Below are 21,826 nucleotides of genomic sequence, written 5' to 3' on the forward strand. Positions count from 1 at the left end.
CTTCCAAGCTTTTTTCTGAACACTATCATCCTTTTTAGGAAAGAATAAGGCTCGCCACAAGGGGACTTACAAAGACGTAGAAAACACCTGTTATCCCAATTGCTAAACCTCCCATAGCCCCGGCTACTTGACCATACTGAAAGGCTGTGCCAGTACCCACCGCATGACCTGTCCCTCCAAGGGCCAACCCAATGGCAACAGGATCCTCTACTTTTAGGAATTTAAGAATAGTCGGCCCCAAGACACTGGTTAGAATCCCTGTTGCCACAACGACGACCAAAGTTATTGTGGTAATCCCCTGCATTTTCTCAGTAATCCCCACTGCCATGGCTGTTGTCACAGACTTAGGAAAGAGGGAAATAGCTAGAAAGTACTTCATCCCATAAATCTTAGCCAAGACAGCTGTGAAAACTGTGTTGACCACTACTGCTAAAAAACTACTAAGAAGAATACTCTTGGCATGGTGCTTCATCAAATGGAAACTCTTATACAAGGGAATACCTAAGACAACCGTTGAGGGGACAATCAAATTGCTGAGGTAAGTCCCCCCAATATTATAAGCCTTATAGGAAATCCCTGTCAGTTTCAAGAAGGCGATGACCAACACCGTAGCAACTAAGAGAGGAGTCGTGATGGGATGAGGGAAGCGACGAAAAATCATCATCCCAATTAGATAGGCAAAGATGGATAAAGATATCCCAAAGAGAGGATTTGACCATAAATTTTCCATCATTTTTCCCCTCCTTCATAATTACCCTCATATCTGGTCTTGATAAATCCAACAACAAGCGCAATGAGACTAATATTGATGATGATAGCTCCCAGAATCATCAACACGATTGGAAATAAATAAGGCTGGATGACATCAAACTTATCCATAATCCCAACCGCTGGAGGTAAAAATAAAATGGTCATATTGGCTAATAGAAAAGACCCTACCAGGTTCACATGACGGAGGCGGAGCCATTTTAATTGCAAACAAAGAAATAGAATCAATAAGCCAATCATACTACCAGGAACTGGTAAATGAAATAATGTCGATATTCCCTCCCCGACTAAAGAGATGGTAAAGATAATCATCAGTTGAACATAGAGCTTCACATGTTTTACCTCAATATTGTTAAAAGATACACTACCAGTCTACTCCTTTTCTGTAAAAAATCAAGTGTTCTCAGAAAGTTTTCAAAAAAGACAAGGTGCCTCCTCAAAGGGAACCTTGTCTAGCTAATTATTTATTTTTTCTTTGCCAACATAGTCGCAAAGCGTAAGGCAATCCGATTGCCCTCTTCATCTCGTCTATGAAGATGACCTGGATTCTCATTGTATTTAATAAGTTCCCAATCTTTGTAGTAATCTGCTAGTTCACCTTCTTTAAAAGTAAAGGAGAAAGGTACCTGACAAGGATAGTCCTCTGTATCCATGGCACAAACAATCAAGTTATAGCCACCAGGATTGGTCTGGTCTTGCATATTTTGGATAATAGCTGGAATGCGGTCTGCTTGTAAGAACATGAGGACTACCGTTGAAACAATCAAGTCATAGGTTTGCGTCAGGGCTGCTGAGTTAATATCATAGAGTCCCACCGTCATTTCCAAATCTTCTTGTTCCACAATACTTTGTAGGATTTCCAGAGCCAATTCATTTTGATCGACCGCCGTCACTTCAAAGCCCTGTTGGGCTAAAAATAGGGCATTGCGTCCTTGCCCACATCCCAAGTCCAGGGCCTTCCCTGGAGAAAGGGACTCCATAGCTTCTAGTACTTCTGAATGGACGGGGTTGCTATTATATTTTTTTGGGAAATAATCTTTGGGCTCACAGTAGAATTCTAAAAACCATTCTACATCATCTGTAAGGGCCTCTACACGGTGCCAAGCTTGCGGTTGAACCATAGGATTATCCGCACCTGCTTCAAAAACATGGCTGGCTACTTCTTCCCCATCTTCTGTCAGCTCGACAAACTTCAACTTTCCTTTGAGGACGGTAATCTTTCCCCAGGTTCCTATCTTGGTATTGTGCTTTCTTTGGACTGCTTCTGGCATGGTATCCTTAGTCCACAAAGGCATCCGCTTATAGGCAATCAATTTTTTAGGCATCCGTTTCTTCTCCTTCTTTCTATCTATTCCTATCATACAAAAATTGCAAGCAAATAACAATAAAAAGAGTGGAATTGCAAGCTTCCTTTGTGAAGACTTCTATTCCACTCTCTAAGAATCCATTTGAGACAGGAGGCTTATCTATCAGTCTCTATCTTCTTATTCTTCATTTTCATTCTTTTTTGATTTTTTAAAGTAGAAACCTGCCAAGCCAAATCCTGCAAGGGCTAAAACTCCTAAGATGGCGGTTAAACTGCTATTTGAATCACTTGCCTTCGTAGAAGACTGACTAGAAGCTGTTTCTTCCTTCTTATCCGTTTCTTTTGCTGATGCTTTTTCAGCTTCAGCTGCTGCTACCAGATTGGCCTTGTTATAGCCGTCATAAACAAAGTCTGCTTCCAAACCTTTTTCCGTACGAATCTTATCTTCCATCTCGCTTTCAACTTGCTTGATTTGTTTGAAGATGGTTTCCGCACGTTTGATAGAATCACTTGTTACTTCGTCTGCAGTAGCTTTCGCTTGATCATCAGTGAGTCCACTGTATTTTTGATCCAAAGCTGCTTGTTCCTTAATCCAACCTTTTTCCAATTCTTTCCACTTCTCTTGGATGGTGTTGCCAAAGAGGTCTGGGTACTTCATGACCATTTGGTCAATATGCCAAACAGCCCAGTACCAAGAAGTTGGATCGTACTTAGCAGAACGAACCTTGAATGGTGCATAGGTATCATTGACAATACCATAGAATGGCACATAAGGGGTGTTCCGGCTTTGAGCGAGCCCCAACCAAACGACACCACCAAATGGAGTTGGCAAGTCCTTCTTAATTTGGTAAACGTGGGCGTTGATGACGTTTTCATTTCCAAGAGCATACTTATACTTATTGGTATCTACTTCTTTACCTGGTTCCACCAAGTCATCTGGAGTATATTGTTTGAGGTGTTCGAAACGGTTCCGTTGTTCAGCGAAAACATCTTCTAGACTATACTTTTTAGAAGGATCCGTTGGTTTGCGCAAGAGGTCAAAGTGCTTATCATCATATTTGATGTCCGCTTTCGGATCCATCAAGGTAATCCCTGCATAGGTCCGTGAGCGGTTGCGTTCGGTATATTCATCTGGACCATAAGAGTCTGCGATATGGAAGTTCCCATCTTTATCAGTCTTGTAGTGGTCTGCCTTTTTAGCAACTGCTTCCACATCTTTCGAAGCAATGACATTGTCCTTGTCCTTGAAATCCACATTTCCTAGATAGTAGGTATTGGCAAAGATGGCATAGCGGTCTTGAGGGAATTTAATAGCTACATATTGGTGTCCAGATAGGATTTCCATGTACCAGAGTTCATTTTTATCTGCTACGACAATAATGTTTCCTTCGGCAGATCCTTTTTCATCAAGTACCTTGGCAACCAACTCAATTCCTTCACGAGCTGTTTTGGCACGTGGAAGAACCAAGTCTACCATAGCAGCCTCAGCCAATCCATTTTTCACGAGTGGGTCTGCTTTCAAAATTTTATCGTGTGGGGTTGCCGATACGGTAGAAGTCATGGAAACGCCCGCTTCGTTAAAGCCGTGTGCTCCGAAGTTCCCGTTGGAACCATCTCCATGCGCCGCATCATAAGTTGCGGTATATTTCATTTCATGACTCAAGTGCGGATAAGCAAAGCCATTGGATTCATCCTCCAACATATCCCCATCCTTATAGTCTTTGGCAGGTACCACTTCGTAAGTTTTATTGTGGCGACCACCATCGGGCGCATAAGGATAGTCTTCAGTCCGCCCAAAGAGCATGGAACCATCTGTCGTGAGTTCCTTCCCAACAATGAAGGCTGAGCAGGCCTGCGCAACTTGAACTGGAATCAAGGCAAAGGCCATCAAAGCAATCATCAGTTTGACCAGTAGTTTTCTCATAGTCGATCTCCTTTATGACTACAAAAGAGGCTAGAAAATCAATTTCAAGCCGACGAAAAACAACTATACCAACGCTACCTTCAGTATACCCCTATCCAGATAAAAATGCAAGCGGTTTCAAGAAGAGAAATTTAAAAATAGGAACAGTTTTCAGCCCTTGCTTCAGCTGTTCCTATTTCTTACTTTAACGCGTATTGTATTGTTTCATGACACGAGCAATGTCACGATTTTGTTCCCGCCGTTTGATGGATTCACGTTTGTCATAATCGTGCTTCCCTTTGGCTAAGCCTAACAAGAGCTTAGCATAACCATCCTTAAGGTAAACCTTAAGGGGAACTAGAGTCATCCCAGTCCCTTTAGTTTCCTGCTCCAGTTTTTGAATCTGTTTCTTATGCAGCAAGAGTTTGCGACGGCGTTCTGGATCTTGGTTCCAGATATTGCCTTCCTCATAGGGAGCAATATGAACATTGCTGAGCCAGACTTCCCCATTTTTGACTTGGGCAAATCCATCCTTGAGGTTGATACGAGCTGCTCGAACACTCTTGATTTCTGTACCAGTCAGGACCATTCCTGCTTCAATGGTATCAACAATTGTATAATCGTGGCTTGCTTTCTTATTTTGTGCGACGACCTTTCCCTCGCCCTTTGCCATGCTTAGCTCCTTTCTTAGCTACTTCCTTGTAAAAAGGTTTCTTACTCTTTTTCTTCTTGTCTTTTGAAGAATGCTTGCGCTTGTTCTCTCTAAAGCCCCCTTGCTTTCGTTCTTCTTTCTTAGAAGAAGGGCGCTTAGAGTGTCCATTTCGATCTTTACGATCCGATGCTTTAGTGACTTTTTCAATCAAATCCAGCTCACTTGGGATATACGAAAAATCAATCTCGCCAGTCATCTTATCCGCTCTTTCGACCCTGATTCGGATCTCCTGACCGACACGGAAGGTCACGCCTGATTTTTCCCCGCGCAAGGTCAAATCGCGCTCGTTAAAATGATAAAAACCAGGTAAGGTGGTGATGTGGATCAAACCTTCTACAGTATTTGGCAATTCAACAAAGAGACCAAACTTGACGACACTGGACACCAATGCATCGTACTCTTCGCCAACATAGTCCTCCATGTACTCTGCCTTCTTCATGGCTTCTACTTCCCGTTCCGCATCAATGGCGCGGCGTTCCCGGCTAGAGGATTGGCTAGCAATATCTGGAATGACCTGTTCAAAATGGCTAGCCACTTCAGAATCTTTTCCATACTCTCGCACCATGCGGTGGACTAATAAGTCTGGATACCGGCGAATCGGACTGGTGAAGTGAGTATAGAACTCAGCTGCTAGCCCATAGTGTCCGTGGTTGTGCTCGGAATAACGCGCTTGCTGCATGGAACGAAGCAACATCATAGACAAGACATCAGCATAGGGTTCCCCTTCTACCTTCTTCATGATGTCCTGCAAGGTTTCCTGACTCATGGAACTAGCTGTCCCATAAATTGGAAGGCCAAAACTAGAAGCATAATCGATAAACTTTTGCACTTTCTCTGCTTTGGGTTCTTCGTGAATCCGGTAAATAAAGGGAAGTTTTCGTTTGGCAAAATGCTCAGCTACTGTCTCATTTGCAATCAGCATAAAGGATTCAATCATCCGTTCTGCAACCCCACGTTGGCGCAAGACGATGTCTACTGGTTTTCCTTGAGGATTGACCAGGATTTTAGCTTCGCTGGTATCAAAGTTCAGGGCTCCTCGTTTTTCCCGCATTCCTTCTAAGATCTGATGAAGGCCAACCATAGCTTCAATACTTGGCACAATGGCTTGGTATTCCTCACGCTTCTCCTGGTCTCCAGCAATGATCTCATTGACATCGCTATAGGTCATCCGGAAAGTCGTTTTAATGACCGTTTGGGTGATCTGGTAGCGAAGTACCCGACCACGCTGGTCGATCTCCATAATGGCTGACTGGGTCAAGCGATCCACTTGAGGGTTTAAGGAACAAATCCCGTTTGATAGACGCTCAGGTAACATGGGCACGACCCGGTCTGTCACATAGACAGAGGTCGCGCGGTTGAGGGCTTCCTTGTCCAAGGCAGAACCTTCGGTTACATAATAAGAGACATCGGCTATGTGAACGCCAAGCTCAAAATTCCCACCTTCCAAGCGTTTAATGTGAACCGCATCATCCAAGTCCTTGGCATCGGCACCATCAATGGTAAAGATGATTTCATCTCGAAGGTCCAAACGTCCCTCCATATCTTTCTCACTAGGCTTGTCTGGAATGCTTTCTGCTTCTTTGAGGACTGCTTCTGGAAATTCTGAGACGATATCCATGGACTCCAGGACTTCCAAGACATCGATTCCAGGATCTGTCACATGTCCAACCACATCTTGAACAGTGGCCACAAAGTAGTTGTGCTTCCGACTCGGATACTGTTCAATGGCAACCTTGAGAACTTCGGTCCCCTCCAATTGCAGGGCTGGCTTTTTCACGTAGATCCGTTGGCTAATCTTTTGATTCTTTGAAACGATGTAGCCTGCATACTTGGGCTTTTCTTCATCCAGAACGATTTGGCCGACAACTGTTTGGAGACTATGCTCCAAGACATCAACGATTCTCCCCTCTGCCGCTGTCCCCTTTTGGCGATCAGCTACCTTGGTGATGACAACTTCAACTGTATCCCCATCAATAGCATGGTTGACATCATTTCGTCCAATAAAGAGATCCTCTTCTTCCCCCTCTAAGCTGACAAAACCAAAGCCACTCTTATGAGCATGGAAAATTCCTTTCACAGTAATGGTCCCTTTTGGTTTAGCATCAAGGAGACTTAAATAGCCATTTTCTTCAAAGGTTAGTTGACGACGTCGCTCCATCAGCGAAATGGTCTTAATCAGTTCACGAAAACCTTTGGCATCTGTACTCCCAATGGCTTGTGCCAATTGATCAACCTGAGCTTTTCCCTCCTGTTTTAAATAATCAATAATTTTACTTTTCATATCTTGCGCTGGATAGCCAGCCTCCTTTATTTTCTTTCTTTTAGAGAGATTTCTTTACAAGTGACAATCTCCCCATCAAACGACTCATAGATGAAAAAATAGGCAAAGACAATGTCTAAGCCTATCTTATTTACTGGATAATACCATTAAAATCATCGCAATGAGTAACCAAAGGAAAATCATTACTCCTGTTAGTCGTTGCATCACTGCTTCGAATCCACGAGCTTTTGAACGTTCGAACAAATCATTTGAACTTGCATCGAATACGTTGCTAGATTGATTTTTAGTTGGTTGCATGAAGATAGCGATAATAATTAATACAGATAGTACCAATAAAATAGTAATCAACGGTTTAGTCATAATTAAAAAACTCCTTAAAATCTTACCTATTTTACCATAAAAATCATTTCGTTTCAAGATGTAATGTCACTTTTCTCTCTTTGGGACAATACTTCAAAACTTCAATTTTTTCCGGGTGGGTCTTCATATTTTTGCTTGTCAAATAATTCTGACTGCCACAACTCGTGCAGGTTAGTTGTACTTTAATGCGCACTGATTTCTCTCACTTTCAAATACTTTCTAAAGATGAATAAAAGGAAGGCCAAATCTATAAAGGCAAGAATAGCGGTCCCATAAAATACCCAATGGTAATTGACATGCATAGCAATACTAGAGCCCATCATCGGACCAAGAACTCCCCCAACATAAAAGAAGAGTTGATTGTAACTAAAAATCCGAGAGATCCCTTCTTTGGGAGTCATACGGTTTAAGAGGGCGGTCACACCTGGCATCAAGGCCCCTGTTCCAATACCAAATAAGAATCGAAAAAGACCTAATTGAAAAGGGGTCTGCGCAAGGGCGCAGAAGATATAGAGGATCCCACTATAGAGAAGGGCCAAGAGCAAAAGGCGGTGATTGCCAATTCTATCTCCTAGCTTACCCATCCAACCAGAGGTAAGAATACTGGAAATCCCCATCGCTGATACAATCAAGCCGGAAACAAAGATAATATTGTTACTCTGGCCTAACTCCCGCACATACAAAGGAAGAATGGGAGAAATGGACTGGCCAATCATCTGGATGGTCATACTGGTCAAAAAGAGACCTAGTAAAATGTCCTTATGCTGGATAGAAGCCAGTAAAGTCCAGCTTGAAATGTGCTCCTCCTTCGAAATTTGTTGGTAGTCTTCCTCAATGCCCCACCAGGTCAAAACAGAGACGAGAAAGAGGAAAAAACCAACGAGGAGAAAGACATTACGCATACCAAATTGCTCAGCAATCAATCCCCCCAACAGGGGTCCCATCAAGGTACCTGCAATGGTTCCTGTCGATAAGGTCCCTAAAGCATACCCAGATTGATTCTTTGGCACCTGACTAGCAATGAGAGCCGTGCTGTTAGGAACAAAGCCTGAAAAGACACCATTTAATAAGCGTAGGAGCAATAACCAAAAGACGGAGGGGACAAAAGCGATTCCTCCCATGGTCAAGGTCATGGCAATCGAGGCTCTCAGCATCATGGGTTTACGACCATAGCGGTCTGCCAAACTCCCCCAGATTGGGGCCATCAGGGCAGATGTCAAGGAGGAGGAGGCAACAGCAATCCCTGCATAAAAAGGAACGGCCGGACCTCTCACTCCCAACTCCTCCACAAATAGGGCCATAAAGGGGACCACTAATGAAAGACTGGCCCCTACAAAAAAACAACCAATCCAGGCAATGAAAAGATTTCTACGCCATTTTATTTCCTGTGAAATAGGATCATCTTCTTTCTATTTGTTCTAAAACCCTATCAATTTGCTGATAGAGGTGATCACGCTTGCTATTGTTATCAATCACGAGATCCACAAGAGCTTTTTTCTCCTCCAGAGACATCTGGGCCGCCAAACGATCGCGCACCTGGTCCTCTGTCAAAGCATTTCTTTCCATCAAACGTTCTAACTGAGTATCCTCCGTCACATAGACCAGCCAGACTTGGTCAAACCAGTCCAGATATCCCTGCTCGATTAACAAGGGGATATCCATGAAAAAGAGGTCTTCTGTTTCTGCCAATCGATCCCGTTCTCGCGCCAGGGCTTTGCGAATCATTTCGCCTTGTACCTGGTTGGACCAGGCGATCTCATTCTGGCTTGAAAAAATGCGTTCAGCCAGAGCAGGACGATTCAAATCTCCAGTATCTAGAAGGATTTCTGTCCCAAAATGCTCTACCAAAGCTTGATAGAGCTCTCCACCTTGTGCCTGTAAGTCATGGACCACACGATCAGCATCAATGACAGCATAGCCTTTTTCTCTCAAATAGGAGGTCACAGTCGACTTACCAGAGGCAATCCCTCCTGTTAATCCAATAATCTTTCCCATTTACTTTACCTTTTGACAATGGGGACAAAAATGAGTCCCCCGTCCCCCAAGTTGGATTTTCTCGATTGGAGAGCCACAACGACTACAAGGCTGACCCGTTTTCCCATAGACTTGGTGTTGTTCCTGCATAGTGCCATCTTCTCCGAAGGCATTGCTGTAGGAGCGAATGGTGGAGCCTCCCTTTTCGACAGCCTGAGCTAATACGGCAATTGTTTCTTTGCGAACGGCTCTGGCTTCTGGAGCAGTCAAACTTTGCCCCAAACGGGCTGGATGAACCTTGGCTCGATAGAGCACCTCGTCCACATAGATATTGCCCAGACCAGCCACCAATTTTTGATCCAAAAGGGCTGATTTAATGGGTTTCTTTGATTTTTTCAGAGCTGCTTGGAAGGCAGGCCATTTAAATTCCGCTTCTGTCGGCTCTGGACCAATTTTTTTATTCACAAAATAGCTGTCTACAAGCTCAGGCACTAGGACTTCCATGGTCCCAAACTTGCGGACATCTTCATAGACCAGGGTGCTACCATCTGTAAAATGAAAGAAGACATGGGCGTGCTTGCGAAAAGGGACTTCGTCTGGATAAAAGAAATACTTGCCTTCCATCCGCAAATGCGAGATCAAAACCAAATCCGTCAGATGAAACAAGAGGTATTTCCCACGACGCCCCATGGATCGAATCTCTTGACCTGGAAGATCTTGACGAAAAGCATCCAGATCCGTCTGAATCATCTTAGGATACTTTACTTCCACGGATTGGATGGTTTTCCCTAGAATTAATTTCTCAAGACCACGTCGGACGGTCTCAACTTCTGGTAACTCGGGCATAGAACTCCTTTCAAAAACAAGAAGCAGGCTTCTGCCCACCTCTTCTTAATATTCTTTTTCGTTGTATCCGAAATCGGCAAGGTCTAATTTCTTATCCCGCCAATTTTTCTTAACCTTGACCCAGGTTTCTAGGAAGACTTTGTCCCCCAGCATCAGTTCAATATCCTTACGCGCAAGGGTTCCAATCTTCTTGAGCATGGCACCGCCTTTTCCGATGATAATCCCTTTTTGGCTATCACGTTCCACCATGATGGTCGCACGGATATGGACTTTATCGGTCTCCTCATCCCGCTTCATGGAATCCACGACTACTGCAACAGAATGGGGAATTTCTTCCCGCGTCAAGTGCAAGACCTTTTCCCGAATCATTTCAGAAACCAAGAAACGCTCTGGATGGTCCGTAATCTGATCAGCAGGGAAATATTGGAAACCTTCTTCCAAGTTTTCGCTCAAAATATCAATCAAATGCGAAACATTATTTCCTTGCAGGGCTGAAATCGGCACAATTTCCTTGAAGTCCATTTGACTACGGAAATCATCGATTTGTGCCAAAAGTTGGTCTGGGTGTACCTTGTCGATCTTATTCACCACAAGGATAACGGGCACCTTGGCTGCTTTGAGGCGTTCGATAATCATATCGTCACCCTTCCCACGTGGTTCATCTGCCGGCACCATAAAGAGAACCGTATCGACTTCCCGAAGGGTACTATAGGCAGACTCTACCATGAAGTCTCCAAGGGCTGTCTTAGGTTTATGAATCCCTGGCGTATCGATAAAGACAATCTGTTCCTTATCGGTCGTGTAGATTCCCATAATCTTGTTGCGCGTTGTCTGCGCCTTATCACTCATGATGGCAATTTTTTGCCCCATGACGTGGTTCAAAAAAGTTGACTTCCCAACATTGGGACGTCCTAAAATAGCTACAAAGCCTGATTTAAATGTCATAGTTTCCTTTCATGAGGGAAATATCCCCCTTATCCAAGTACTAGAGCCCATAATTTGGGCACAAATATCATGAGACCTGTCACCAAGGCAAAACCCGAAATAACGAGAACTGCTCCTGCCGCCATATCCTTGGCATTTTTGGCCAGCATGGAGAAATGGTAATCACTCGCCAAATCCACTACATTTTCAAGAGCAGAATTCATGATTTCAAAGGCAATCACCAAAGAAACACTTAAGAGTAGAAAGAGCCACTCTGTTGCTGAAATGCCAAAAAGGAAGCCGGCAACAATCGCTAAGATAGCTGAAAGAGCATGCTTGCGCATATTTCTTTCTTCTTTAAAGGCTGTAAAAATCCCTGTTAAAGCAAATTCAAGACTGGCAATCAGTTCTCGATTTTTCCATTTTCGTTTATTGTCTTGTGAGTCCATAGGCTGTCAAAATCTCTTCCTGTAAGCCAAACATTTCCTTCTCTTCTTCCGGAGTGTAGTGATCATAACCGTTGATATGAAGGAAGCCATGCACTGCTAAAAAGCCCATCTCGCGCTCAAAGCTATGGCCATACTCAGCCGCTTGCTCACGCGCCTTATCTACAGAAATAAAGAGCTCTCCAATATAGGTATCAAACTCTGCCATCATTTCTGCTAATTCTGGATGGTCTTCTAAATCTTCTTCTGAAAAAGCAATATCCATCTCTGGTTTGTATTCCAGACTAATTACATCCGTTGGGCGATCCGTATCACGGTATTCCAAGTTCAATTCATGGCTGCGTTCGTTGGTTACAAAGGTCACTGCCATTTCCTTGTCTTCTTTGCCCAATTTTTTTGCAGCAAATTCTAAAATTTCCTGGGTTTGTTTGATTATTTCTTGAGAGACTTGACCGGTCTCATCAACCATTTCAATATACATCTTGGATCACCTCACTATCATTTCAATTATAGCATAAAAATAGCGTATATACTAGAATACACGCTACTTTTACTATTTGAAGACTGACATTCATAGCCATCCTTATTCAACCGTTTGTTGGATGGCATGCATCTGGGCATAAATGCCACCATGGGCAATTAAGTCTGCATGTTGCCCACGTTCGACAATACGTCCTTCTGATAGAACCAGGATCTGATCCGCATCTTGAATGGTCGATAAGCGGTGTGCAATGATAAAGGTGGTCCGACCTTTCTGTAGGACTGCCATGGCCTGTTGAATAATCTCCTCTGTCTCCGTATCAATGTGGGAGGTCGCTTCATCCAGAATCAAAATTTTCGGATTCATATAGAGGGTTCGAGCAAAGGAAATCAGTTGACGCTCCCCACTTGAGAAGGCGGAACCCTTTTCAACCACTGGATGGTCGATTCCCTTTTCAAGGCGCTCTACAAAAGGCCAAGCCCCGACTTTTTTCAGCGCATCTTTGATCGCATCCCGGTCAATATGATCCTGACTCATGGCCACATTACTGGCAATGGTTCCTGTAAATAGATAAGGATCTTGCAGAACAATGCCCATGTGGCTTCGCAGGCTCTCACGAGAGACTTGGCGAATATCTTGCCCATCGATCAAAATCGCTCCATCTTGAGGATCATAGAAACGATAGAGCAGGTTCATAATGGAAGACTTACCTGACCCAGTATGGCCCACAAGGGCGATGGTTTCCCCAGGGCTCGCCTGAAAGGCAATATCCTGTAAAACTGGCTTGCCTTCTTCATAAGCAAATTGAACATCATCAAACACGACTTGAGCCTTTTCTATCTTCAGCTCCAATACACCATCGGCCTCTAAGGGTTGATCCAAGAAGGTAAGGACACGACTCCCCGTCTCTAGTGATCGCCGAATATTCGGAAATTGACGACTAAGGGCAGCCATTAGTTCAAAGAGGTTCATGACATAGTTGATATTGATAAACAAGAAACCAGCCGTCACACCAATATTCCCTTTTAAGTAAGACATGCCAGCGATGGTCAAAATACCTGCAATGACCAAATACTTGAGCAATTCCGTCAAGGTCCAAGAAGCGATTGAATCAGCTAAAAGGATCCGGTCATTAGCCCATAGCATCTTCTGGGTAGTGGCTTCAAACTCCTCGATAACATGGGGCTCTTGCCCGTAGAGTTGGATCATGCTGGCACCATGCAAGAGTTCATTGACCTGGGTATTGACCTCGCTTCTCGCATCAAAGAAATCCTTCATTGGCTGGTCCGTCATGACCTTGTAGAGATACTGGATCCCGTAGAAAATCGGAAAGACCAAACACAAGAGAAGGCCCATCATAGGGCTCAGGTAAAAGAGAATCCCTAGAACAAAGAGAAAACGTACTAAAAAGATAATCAACACCATACAGGAGTTATAAAACTGAGTCCGCAAGGTTTCCGTATCATTGACAATTCTTGTCGCGATCTTTCCAGCCGGCTTATCATCAAAATAAGAGATCGGTAGACCTTGCATGACTTGAAAGGCTTGGTCTCTTAGGTTAGCCGTTACTTGATTGCTTCCGTGTAGCAAGATCCGATTCCCTAGGTAGCTAATCAGCTGTCCAATGCTTAAGACCAAGAGATAAAAACCTCCCATCTGGAGTAGCTGACCTTGCTCTCCACTATGGGTCAGTGCGGTCAAAGGCCCATCAATCATCTTTTGAAGAATGAATGGAGACAACTCAGAAAAGATGGTCGCTAATAAGAGACAAATAAAGCCAACAAGAAAGACTGTAGGATAAAGCGTGATCCTAGATAATAATCGTTTCAATACTTTCATCTTATTCTCCTTCCTGTTTTTGTTGCCGTTGGTATTGTTCGTAGTACCAACCCTCTTGAGCCAGCAGATCACTAGCTCTGCCTTCTTCGACAATCTGTCCTTGATCCAAGACAATGATCCAATCCGCCTGATGGACAGCAGACAAGCGATGAGAAACAATGATGGTCGTCTTGCCTTTCCGCTCTGTTTGAATGCTGTCAATAATGGCCTGTTCGGTCTTGGCATCCACTGCAGAAAGGGAATCATCTAACAACAAGAGATCTGCATCCCTTAAAAAGGCACGCGCCAGAGAGATCCGTTGTTTTTGACCTCCTGATACAGAGACCCCTTTTTCACCGATCATGGTGTCCATTCCCTGAGACATCCGCTCGAGATCATCCGCAAAAGCAGCTTGGGCTACCGCTTCCACTAAATCCTCTTCACTAGCACCATTTTTACCCAGAGCAATATTGTCACGAATGGATTTCGAGAATAAAATATGTTCTTGGGAAACATAGCCAATTTTATCTTCAATGGAGCGCCGGTTGTAGGCAACGATCGGTTGCTGGTTGACCAAGAATTCTCCCTCACCAACTGGGTACTGCCGCAAGAATTGTCGAACCAGACTAGTCTTTCCTGATCCGGTACGACCAACAATCCCTACTATTTGGCCTTTCTGAACGGTCCAATCAATACCTGACAGGCTCTCTCGTTCAGCACCAGGATAGCGGAAGGAATAATCCTTAAACTCTACCGAATCAATTTGTTCCAAGAAATGCGGACCATCTGGCTCTAAATCATCTGTTTCATCAATCACTTCTTTTAACTTCTTAAAGGACATTTGCCCAGTCTGGTAGACCAAGATAAAATCTGATAGCATCCACATAGGCTCAACCAAGAAGACCAAATACAGTTGCAAGGCCAATAGTTTTCCTAAGCTCAATTGCCCACTAGCTAAGGATTGACCTCCAAATACCAAGAGTAAGACAGTCGAAACTCCAATAAACAAAAGGGCTAAAGGGCCAAAAGAATATTGAATAGAGGCGATTTTATCTCCTGTTTTAGCAAGACTAGCTGTTTTTGTTTGGAACTGTTTGACCTGCTGGTCCCGTCTACTATAGGCACGCATGACCCGAATCCCTTCGATAGACTCCAAGACCTCATCGTTTAACTGCGCGACTGCTTCCCTGTTTTGCTCAATGTAATCCTCCTGCTTTTTACTCAAAAAATAGGTGGATACGACAAGAAATATCATGGGGATAAAACAAATCAAAGTCAATTGCCAAGAAAGGAAAAACATGGCCAATATAATAAAGGTAAATAAACCGCCACCATAAAGGATGATCATCATTCCGTAACCAGCCATATCGGCCATGCCATCGACATCTGTCGTAAAGCGCGTCAAGAGATCTCCTGAGCGGAATTTCTCAAAAAAGGGACGCCGCATGGCTACTAGCTTACGAAATGCTTGCTCCTGAAGGGTCGACTTAAAATGAATGGACGACTGAAAAAGGCGCAACTGCCAATAAAAAGCCGTCAGGTAATTGAGGATGGCTGATCCTACCAAGAGGACCATATCCCATACAAAGTTGGATTTCGTCAGCGTCTGCTGACTCAAATGATCCACTAAACGCTGAATAACTTGAGTCGGGATCAATAAGGTATAATCATAAAGAATCAGGACCACAGCAATGCTAATATAGCGCCACTTGCGCTCTCTGATATACTCCCAAATAGCTCTTATCATCTACTCTCCTTTTCAAAATGGCACAGAAAAAACCCAAGCAAGGAGCTGAGAGCGTGCTCAGTCCACACTTGGGCCTTCTGATGCCTATCACCAATTCAGTTAAGGCAGGCAAAAATGCATACAAAAAACCCAAGACAGACTCCTCCACCTTGGGTTTCATTCATTTTTTAAATCGAACTCAACTGAGATTGGAGAAGTTGTGTATTCAATTGTGTCATCAAAACATCTACTTTGTTCATGATGGTTTTCTCCTTTCTCTTTGTTGCTATAACTTTACCACGTATTTCTATGCTTGTCAACGTTTTTTTGAATATTGTTGAAAAAGAGTTTGCAAATAGACTCCCAGTTAGAAGATAAAGACAAAAAAGAAGCCTAGATCCTCTCTAAGCTTCTCTCTTCTACTATGCTAGTTGCCGGGATTGAACCGGCGACCTCATCCTTACCATGGATGCGCTCTACCGACTGAGCTAAACCAGCAGTACCTATCTACTATATCATGGAGATAGGCCTTTTGTCAATATCCTGACTCATTTTTCTGCCAAATATTCTTCCTTCGCGAGGACATAATGGACTCTCGTCACCATTCGCCCTTTTTCATGCGGGTCTAGCATCGCATAAGCTTCTTCGTGGGAAAATTGCATCCCTGCTTTGGCCATCACCCGTCCAGAAGCTGGGTTTTCCTTATCATGAACGGCAATGAGCTTGTTCATCCCTAACTGTTCAAAAGCTAGGGCAATCACTGTCTTGGTAGCTTCTGTCGCAAGACCTTGGTTCCAATAGTCTTTATTCAGAACATAGCCTATACTCCCCTTCTTCAGAGAAAGATCCAAATCCAGTAAATCAATCGTTCCGATAAATTTTCCATTTTCTTTGAGCTCGATCCCCCATCTTCCAAGTGGGCTAGCTAGGTAAAAGAGGGCAATGTTATTACACGTCTCTTCAAGACTTTGATTGGTTGGAAAGGTATAGCGCGTAACAGTCTCATCAGAAGCGTACTCAAACATAGCCGGTGCATCTTCAAGAGTGACCGGACGCAAACGTAAACGCTCTGTCTCCATTTCACGATAAGCCGCTAACTTCACATATAAATTTTCCATTAGACACTCCTTCTTTAGGGATTAGTTTAGCAGAAAACATAAAGGAAGGCAATCTAAAATTTTTTCTTGATTTTTGACTAGCTTTTATATAAAATAAAATCATTCGATTAAAAAATTGGGATGAGGAGTGAAAAGGTCATTGAGTTAGGAGAGCAATCTCACACCAATGGCCTTTTTACACCTATATTCAAGCAAGGAGAAGAAAACAATGTTAATTGGTATTCCAAAAGAAATAAAAAACAACGAAAATCGGGTCGGTTTGACACCAGCTGGCGTACACAGCTTGGTGGGCAAGGGCCATCAAGTTTTGGTGGAAACAAATGCTGGACTTGGCTCTGGCTTTGCGGATGAAGATTACACAAAACAAGGGGCAACTATCGTTGCGACTGCTGCAGAGGCTTGGGCAGCTGAATTGGTCGTCAAAGTAAAGGAACCCCTCGCTGAAGAATACGGCTTCCTTCGTGAAGACCTCTTGCTCTTCACTTACTTGCACATGGCTGCCGCTCCTGAATTAGCAGATGCCATGGTTGCTGCTAAGACAACTGGGGTAGCTTACGAAACAGTGCGAGACCTTGAAGGACAATTACCACTCTTGGTCCCAATGAGTGAGGTTGCTGGACGGATGGCCGTGCAAATCGGAGCACACTTCCTCACCAAACAAGAAGGAGGATCAGGCGTTCTCTTAGGTGGTGTACCTGGTGTTCCTAAAGGAAAAGTCACCATTATCGGAGGTGGGGTCGTTGGAACCCATGCAGCTCGTATCGCTCTTGGACTCGGTGCCCAAGTCACCATCTTGGATATCAGTGCCAAACGTTTGTCAGTTCTAGAAGATGTCTTCGGTCACCAAATCCAAACCCTCATGTCCAACCCATTTAACATTGAAGCCAGCGTCCGTGATGCCGATGTTGTCATCGGGGCTGTCTTGATTCCTGGTGCAAAAGCTCCAAAATTAGTGACGGACGATATGGTCAAACAAATGCGTCCAGGTTCTGTGATCGTCGACGTTGCAGTTGACCAAGGTGGGGTTATTGAGACAGCAGACCGTGTGACTACTCATACGGAGCCTGTTTACGAAAAACATGGTGTGCTCCACTATGCCGTTGCCAATATTCCAGGTGCTGTCGCTCGCACGTCTACCATCGCCCTTACCAACGTAACTCTTCCTTATGTGGAAGCTTTAGCTGACAAAGGGTTCCATAAGGCTATCGCCCTTGATGAAGGCTTACGCCAAGGGGTTACTACTTATCAAGGCCACATCACTAGCCAACCGGTTGCAGAAGGCCTAGAGCGCGACTTCACACCAATCGACGAATTAGTATAATTTCTGACATTTAAAAGGCAAAGATCACAAGATCTTTGCCTTTTTATTCTGCTTCTTCTTCCACATCCAGTTTTTCTTTGAACACTGGATTTGGGATTGGCTCGTAGGCCCGAATGATTTCTGCTACAACAGGATGGCGAACAACATCCTTAGCAGAGAAATGCACAAAGTCGATCTGAGAAATATTTTTTAATTTCTCCTGGGCATCAATCAAGCCGGATTTGACATTTCGAGGTAGGTCAATCTGGCTGGTGTCTCCATTGACAATCATCTTGGAGTTAAAACCAAGACGGGTCAAGAACATCTTCATCTGCATGATGGTTGTATTTTGCGCTTCATCGAGAATGACGAAAGCATCATCCAAGGTCCGACCCCGCATATAAGCTAAAGGAGCAATCTCAATAATCTCCCGTTCCATCATCCGAGTGGTCTGGTCCTTGCCCAAGATTTGGTAGAGGGCATCATAAACTGGACGTAGATAAGGGTCTACCTTTTCCTTGAGATCCCCTGGAAGGAAACCAAGGCTTTCTCCTGCTTCTACAGCTGGACGTGTCAAAATGATCCGCTTGACTTGACCACGCTTGAGGGCGGTCACTGCCAAGGTCACCGCTAGAAAGGTCTTACCAGTCCCCGCTGGTCCAATCCCGAAGGTGACATCATGGTGCTTGACACTATCCACATAAATCTTTTGACCCAGTGTTTTGACCCGAATGGGCTTGCCGTAGCTATCCTTGATGATTTCTTCTTCATACAAGGCAACAAACTTATCCAACTCATCATTACGAACCATTTGAATAGCTGTTACGACATCCGGCGTCCCGATAGTCATGCCACGATTCACCAAGATTAGCAAAGCCTCAATAACTTGTCTAGCTTTTTCACAATCTTCTTCTTGACCGATGACCTGGACAATTTCTGTTCGGGCATGGATCACCACATCCAACTCTTGCTCCATCAAGCGCAAGTGACGTTCATTGGATCCAAATAAATGGAAGAGATCATCTGGATGACTTAATTGAATATCAATTGAATGTTCTTTCAAATAAAGAACCTCTCTATTTCTGTAAGTTTTCTCTATTATAACAAAGAGACCGAGAATTGACCATCCCCGGCCCACTTTGTTTTTCTTGTGCTTAATGACCTAGGTATTCTTCCCAAATTGCATCAAAATCTCCTAAATTAAAGGAGAAACTGGCATGCTCTTCCAGAAAGCGACTCACCTCATCAAAATCATCTGTATGCTTTGGAAAGGCTGTCTCATGAAAGGCCAGATCTGCCAGAAGGGCCTTGGGAGCATTGCTTTTGGGATTGCGCTCTGTCATCAGCCAAGTATAAAATGATTTTCGCATAGAACTCCCTTTATTTTAATTCTGTACCAAAGGCATCCTGTGTAATTTTCCCTGCTTTCATCAAGCCTCCCAGAGCTTTTTTGAACTGCCCCTTGGAAATGCCAAAGATTGCCTTAATTTCTTCTGGGGAAGACTTATCATTCAAGGTCATAAAGCCTCCATTGCTTTCTAAATATGCCAAAATCATCTGTGCATCATTTTCCAGCATTTCAAACGAGCGTGGCTTTAGTGACAAGTTCAAGGTCCGATCCACCTCTCGGAAACCAATAACCCGAGCATCTAGGACTTGTCCCAAACGAGGTTCAGCATAGCGCTCACTTGGATGGATAAAGCCCAGCATATTGTTCTCAGGTAGATAAACAAAAGTCCCTGAAAGCTTTAAGCGATAGACGATAGCCGGCCAGTTTTGGTTCTGCATGTTATTGTAGGCTGGACGGGCAATCCGTTGGAAGTCTTCTTGGTAAGCCAAGACACCCCAGATCCGGTCTTTTTTATCGACTTCCAGACGAACAAAGAGTTTATCACCTTTTTTCGGCCACAGATCCTTGATTTCTGGCAGGATATCAAGAGAGACGACGATCTCCTTGTCTGGTAAGCCCGTATCGACAAAAACACCCAGGTCCTTACGAACTTCTGTCACTGTCCCCCAGCCAAATTGGTCCTGACGTGCTGTGACTTCTAGAGTGGTCAAACGCAAACGTTGCTTCATATCAGTATAGGCAAAGCCTTTGACGGATTCTCCAAGAGCATGCTCTCCTTCAGCCTTATCTAAGGCATAGGTCTGCCCATCCTTTTGGACAAAGTAAAAGCGGTCATTTTCATCCGTAACAAGGCCCACGATATCATGTGCGAGATTGGTATTCATTTCTTCCTTCTTTCTGGCTAATGATAATCAATAGCCCTTTAATGGAAATAAAACCCAGCCAGCAGTGCCAACTGAGTTCATTTCCTCTGTAAACTGCTGGAAATGTTTAGACTTCAAGCAATTCTTTTTCTTTGTGTGCTGTCATTTCATCGATATGTTTCACAGCATCATCCGTTACTTTTTGGATTTCTTTTTCGAGACCCTTCAATTCATCTTCAGTAATTTCTTTTGCTTTTTCTTGTTTCTTAGCTTCATCCATAGCATCACGACGGATGTTACGGATGGCTACCTTAGCATTTTCACCAACTTTTTTTACTTCTTTGGCCAAGTCACGACGTGTTTCTTCTGTCAAAGCTGGGATGACCAAGCGGATAACAGATCCATCGTTAGCCGGAGTAATACCAAGATCAGAAGCATTCAAAGCATGCTCGATGTCTTTTAATGAAGATTTGTCAAAAGGTGTAATCAACATCACACGAGCTTCTGGAATCGTGATAGATGCAATTTGATTCAATGGTGTATCAACTCCGTAATATTGAACATAGATACGATCCAAGAGACTTGCATTTGCACGGCCTGCCCGGATACTTCCAAATTCACGTCCCAAACTTTGGTGAGACTGAGTCATTCTTTCTTTTGCTTTTTCTACGATTGGATTTGCCATTTTATTCCTCTAACTTCCTTATTTTTCTACATTATTTGAAACGGTGGTACCGATATTTTCTCCAAAGACAACACGTTTGATGTTACCTGGCTCATTCATGTTAAAGACTACCAAGTCAATATCATTGTCCATTGAGATGGTTGATGCTGTCGAATCCATAATGCGAAGACCTTTATTAATCACATCGCGGTGAGTCAACTCCTCAAACTTCACAGCTGTCTTATCTTTCTTTGGATCAGCATTATAAACGCCGTCGACACCATTCTTGGCCATTAAGATTGCGTCGGCTTCAATTTCAGCGGCACGAAGAGCAGCCGTTGTATCTGTTGAGAAGTATGGAGAACCAATTCCCGCTCCAAAAATGACGATGCGCTCTTTTTCTAAGTGACGAAGGGCACGGCCACGGATATAAGGCTCAGCAACTTGTTGCATAGCAATCGCTGTTTGAACACGCGTATCTACTCCAACTTGTTGAAGAGAATCTGCCATCACCAAGGCGTTCATAACTGTTCCAAGCATTCCAGTGTAATCTGCTTGAACGCGATCCATACCTGCTTCCGCCGCAGGTTCTCCACGCCAGAGGTTGCCTCCACCAATGACGAGAGCAATTTCAATTCCAAGGTCATGAACTTCTTTGATTTCAAGGGCCATCTTTTGAACCGTTTTGATATCAATTCCGACACCCCGTTCACCGGCTAACGCTTCACCTGATAACTTAATTAAAATACGTTTATACTTAGGTTCTACCATTTTGTCACTCCTTTTATGATCTGTATTATTTTACCACAAAAAGCGTTTTTTATATAGTGATATCTATCAAAAAAATTCTATCTTGTCGTCTTAAAATCGATTATTTTACCTCATACTTTTCTATTGACCATTTCTGAGTATGCCAGCTCGTATGAATAGGTGATTCCCCCAAAAGTAGAACTTCCTTTCCACATTCCAAATTAATGAAGTTGTA

At 43.7% G+C, this 21,826-nt stretch carries 23 protein-coding genes and 1 tRNA gene; 1 reads left to right on the forward strand and 23 read right to left on the reverse strand.

Annotated elements, in window-relative coordinates; all coding sequences use genetic code 11:
- Positions 1-34: 34 nt before the first annotated feature.
- The 18 genes from N596_RS04395 to N596_RS04475 all read right to left on the reverse strand — a co-directional run bounded on the left by N596_RS04395 (position 35) and on the right by N596_RS04475 (position 16,663).
- Complete coding sequence (locus N596_RS04395) at positions 35-730, reverse strand: LrgB family protein (protein WP_042361427.1); 696 nt, start codon at positions 728-730, stop codon at positions 35-37.
- On the reverse strand, positions 730-1,101 hold the full coding sequence (locus N596_RS04400) for a CidA/LrgA family protein (RefSeq protein ID WP_023027106.1): 372 nt from the start codon (positions 1,099-1,101) through the stop codon (positions 730-732). Before N596_RS04400 ends, N596_RS04395 begins: the two co-directional genes overlap by 1 nt.
- Positions 1,102-1,232: 131 nt before the next feature.
- Entirely contained in the window at positions 1,233-2,093 is an 861-nt protein-coding gene (gene tehB, locus N596_RS04405) for an SAM-dependent methyltransferase TehB (RefSeq protein ID WP_023027107.1), read from the reverse strand.
- Between the two features lie 159 nt (positions 2,094-2,252).
- Positions 2,253-3,998 (reverse strand): C69 family dipeptidase, encoded by a 1,746-nt coding sequence (locus tag N596_RS04410; RefSeq protein WP_023027108.1) that lies wholly within the window; start codon positions 3,996-3,998, stop codon positions 2,253-2,255.
- Positions 3,999-4,182: 184 nt separating this feature from the next.
- Positions 4,183-4,650 (reverse strand): SsrA-binding protein SmpB, encoded by a 468-nt coding sequence (gene smpB, locus N596_RS04415; RefSeq protein WP_006595871.1) that lies wholly within the window; start codon positions 4,648-4,650, stop codon positions 4,183-4,185.
- Positions 4,613-6,970: a ribonuclease R gene (rnr, locus tag N596_RS04420; protein ID WP_023027109.1), complete on the reverse strand. Its 2,358-nt coding sequence runs from the start codon at positions 6,968-6,970 to the stop codon at positions 4,613-4,615. The genes smpB and rnr overlap by 38 nt, the downstream gene beginning before the upstream one ends.
- A gap of 126 nt (positions 6,971-7,096) precedes the next feature.
- The gene (gene secG, locus N596_RS04425; protein ID WP_006595869.1) at positions 7,097-7,330 is read right to left on the reverse strand and encodes a preprotein translocase subunit SecG; all 234 of its coding nucleotides are present in this window, start codon (positions 7,328-7,330) and stop codon (positions 7,097-7,099) included.
- 43 nt (positions 7,331-7,373) lie between these two features.
- Positions 7,374-7,523 carry a 50S ribosomal protein L33 gene (rpmG, locus tag N596_RS09670; protein WP_081453577.1) on the reverse strand — a complete coding sequence of 50 codons (150 nt, stop codon included), beginning with the start codon at positions 7,521-7,523 and terminating at the stop codon, positions 7,374-7,376.
- Positions 7,513-8,712, reverse strand: coding sequence for a multidrug efflux MFS transporter (locus tag N596_RS04430; RefSeq protein WP_224781604.1), 1,200 nt, complete (start codon positions 8,710-8,712; stop codon positions 7,513-7,515). The genes rpmG and N596_RS04430 overlap by 11 nt, the downstream gene beginning before the upstream one ends.
- 16 nt (positions 8,713-8,728) lie before the next feature.
- Positions 8,729-9,325: a dephospho-CoA kinase gene (gene coaE, locus N596_RS04435; RefSeq protein ID WP_023023968.1), complete on the reverse strand. Its 597-nt coding sequence runs from the start codon at positions 9,323-9,325 to the stop codon at positions 8,729-8,731.
- Positions 9,326-10,150, reverse strand: coding sequence for a DNA-formamidopyrimidine glycosylase (gene mutM / locus N596_RS04440; protein WP_023023970.1), 825 nt, complete (start codon positions 10,148-10,150; stop codon positions 9,326-9,328). It abuts the gene before it with no gap.
- Between the two features lie 45 nt (positions 10,151-10,195).
- Complete coding sequence (era, locus tag N596_RS04445; protein ID WP_023023972.1) at positions 10,196-11,095, reverse strand: GTPase Era; 900 nt, start codon at positions 11,093-11,095, stop codon at positions 10,196-10,198.
- Positions 11,096-11,124: 29 nt separating this feature from the next.
- On the reverse strand, positions 11,125-11,523 hold the full coding sequence (locus N596_RS04450) for a diacylglycerol kinase family protein (protein ID WP_023023974.1): 399 nt from the start codon (positions 11,521-11,523) through the stop codon (positions 11,125-11,127).
- Positions 11,504-12,001 carry an rRNA maturation RNase YbeY gene (gene ybeY / locus N596_RS04455; protein WP_023027110.1) on the reverse strand — a complete coding sequence of 166 codons (498 nt, stop codon included), beginning with the start codon at positions 11,999-12,001 and terminating at the stop codon, positions 11,504-11,506. The genes N596_RS04450 and ybeY overlap by 20 nt, the downstream gene beginning before the upstream one ends.
- A 102-nt stretch (positions 12,002-12,103) precedes the next feature.
- Positions 12,104-13,840 carry a tetracycline efflux ABC transporter Tet(46) subunit B gene (tetB(46), locus tag N596_RS04460; protein ID WP_042361187.1) on the reverse strand — a complete coding sequence of 579 codons (1,737 nt, stop codon included), beginning with the start codon at positions 13,838-13,840 and terminating at the stop codon, positions 12,104-12,106.
- A gap of 1 nt (position 13,841) precedes the next feature.
- The gene (gene tetA(46), locus N596_RS04465) at positions 13,842-15,566 is read right to left on the reverse strand and encodes a tetracycline efflux ABC transporter Tet(46) subunit A (protein WP_023027111.1); all 1,725 of its coding nucleotides are present in this window, start codon (positions 15,564-15,566) and stop codon (positions 13,842-13,844) included.
- 404 nt (positions 15,567-15,970) lie between these two features.
- Positions 15,971-16,043: transfer RNA gene (locus N596_RS04470), tRNA-Thr, on the reverse strand.
- 50 nt (positions 16,044-16,093) lie between these two features.
- Positions 16,094-16,663: a GNAT family N-acetyltransferase gene (locus N596_RS04475; protein WP_023027112.1), complete on the reverse strand. Its 570-nt coding sequence runs from the start codon at positions 16,661-16,663 to the stop codon at positions 16,094-16,096.
- A 208-nt stretch (positions 16,664-16,871) separates the two neighbouring features.
- On the opposite strand from N596_RS04475, the gene ald reads away from it, so the two are divergent.
- Positions 16,872-17,984, forward strand: coding sequence for an alanine dehydrogenase (gene ald, locus N596_RS04480; protein ID WP_023023983.1), 1,113 nt, complete (start codon positions 16,872-16,874; stop codon positions 17,982-17,984).
- Positions 17,985-18,027: 43 nt separating this feature from the next.
- On the opposite strand, the gene N596_RS04485 is transcribed toward ald, so the two are convergent.
- The 5 genes from N596_RS04485 to pyrH all read right to left on the reverse strand — a co-directional run bounded on the left by N596_RS04485 (position 18,028) and on the right by pyrH (position 21,612).
- Positions 18,028-19,026, reverse strand: a complete 999-nt coding sequence (locus N596_RS04485; RefSeq protein WP_023027113.1) for a PhoH family protein — start codon at positions 19,024-19,026, stop codon at positions 18,028-18,030.
- A gap of 91 nt (positions 19,027-19,117) precedes the next feature.
- Complete coding sequence (locus N596_RS04490; RefSeq protein ID WP_023023987.1) at positions 19,118-19,333, reverse strand: YozE family protein; 216 nt, start codon at positions 19,331-19,333, stop codon at positions 19,118-19,120.
- A 10-nt stretch (positions 19,334-19,343) separates the two neighbouring features.
- Entirely contained in the window at positions 19,344-20,198 is an 855-nt protein-coding gene (gene cvfB / locus N596_RS04495; protein ID WP_023023990.1) for an RNA-binding virulence regulatory protein CvfB, read from the reverse strand.
- Positions 20,199-20,304: 106 nt separating this feature from the next.
- Complete coding sequence (gene frr, locus N596_RS04500; protein WP_023023992.1) at positions 20,305-20,862, reverse strand: ribosome recycling factor; 558 nt, start codon at positions 20,860-20,862, stop codon at positions 20,305-20,307.
- 18 nt (positions 20,863-20,880) lie between these two features.
- Positions 20,881-21,612: a UMP kinase gene (pyrH, locus tag N596_RS04505; protein ID WP_006595852.1), complete on the reverse strand. Its 732-nt coding sequence runs from the start codon at positions 21,610-21,612 to the stop codon at positions 20,881-20,883.
- Positions 21,613-21,826 lie beyond the last annotated feature (214 nt).

The sequence above is a fragment of the Streptococcus ilei genome, from assembly GCF_000479335.1.
Taxonomy (GTDB): Bacteria; Bacillota; Bacilli; order Lactobacillales; family Streptococcaceae; genus Streptococcus; species Streptococcus ilei.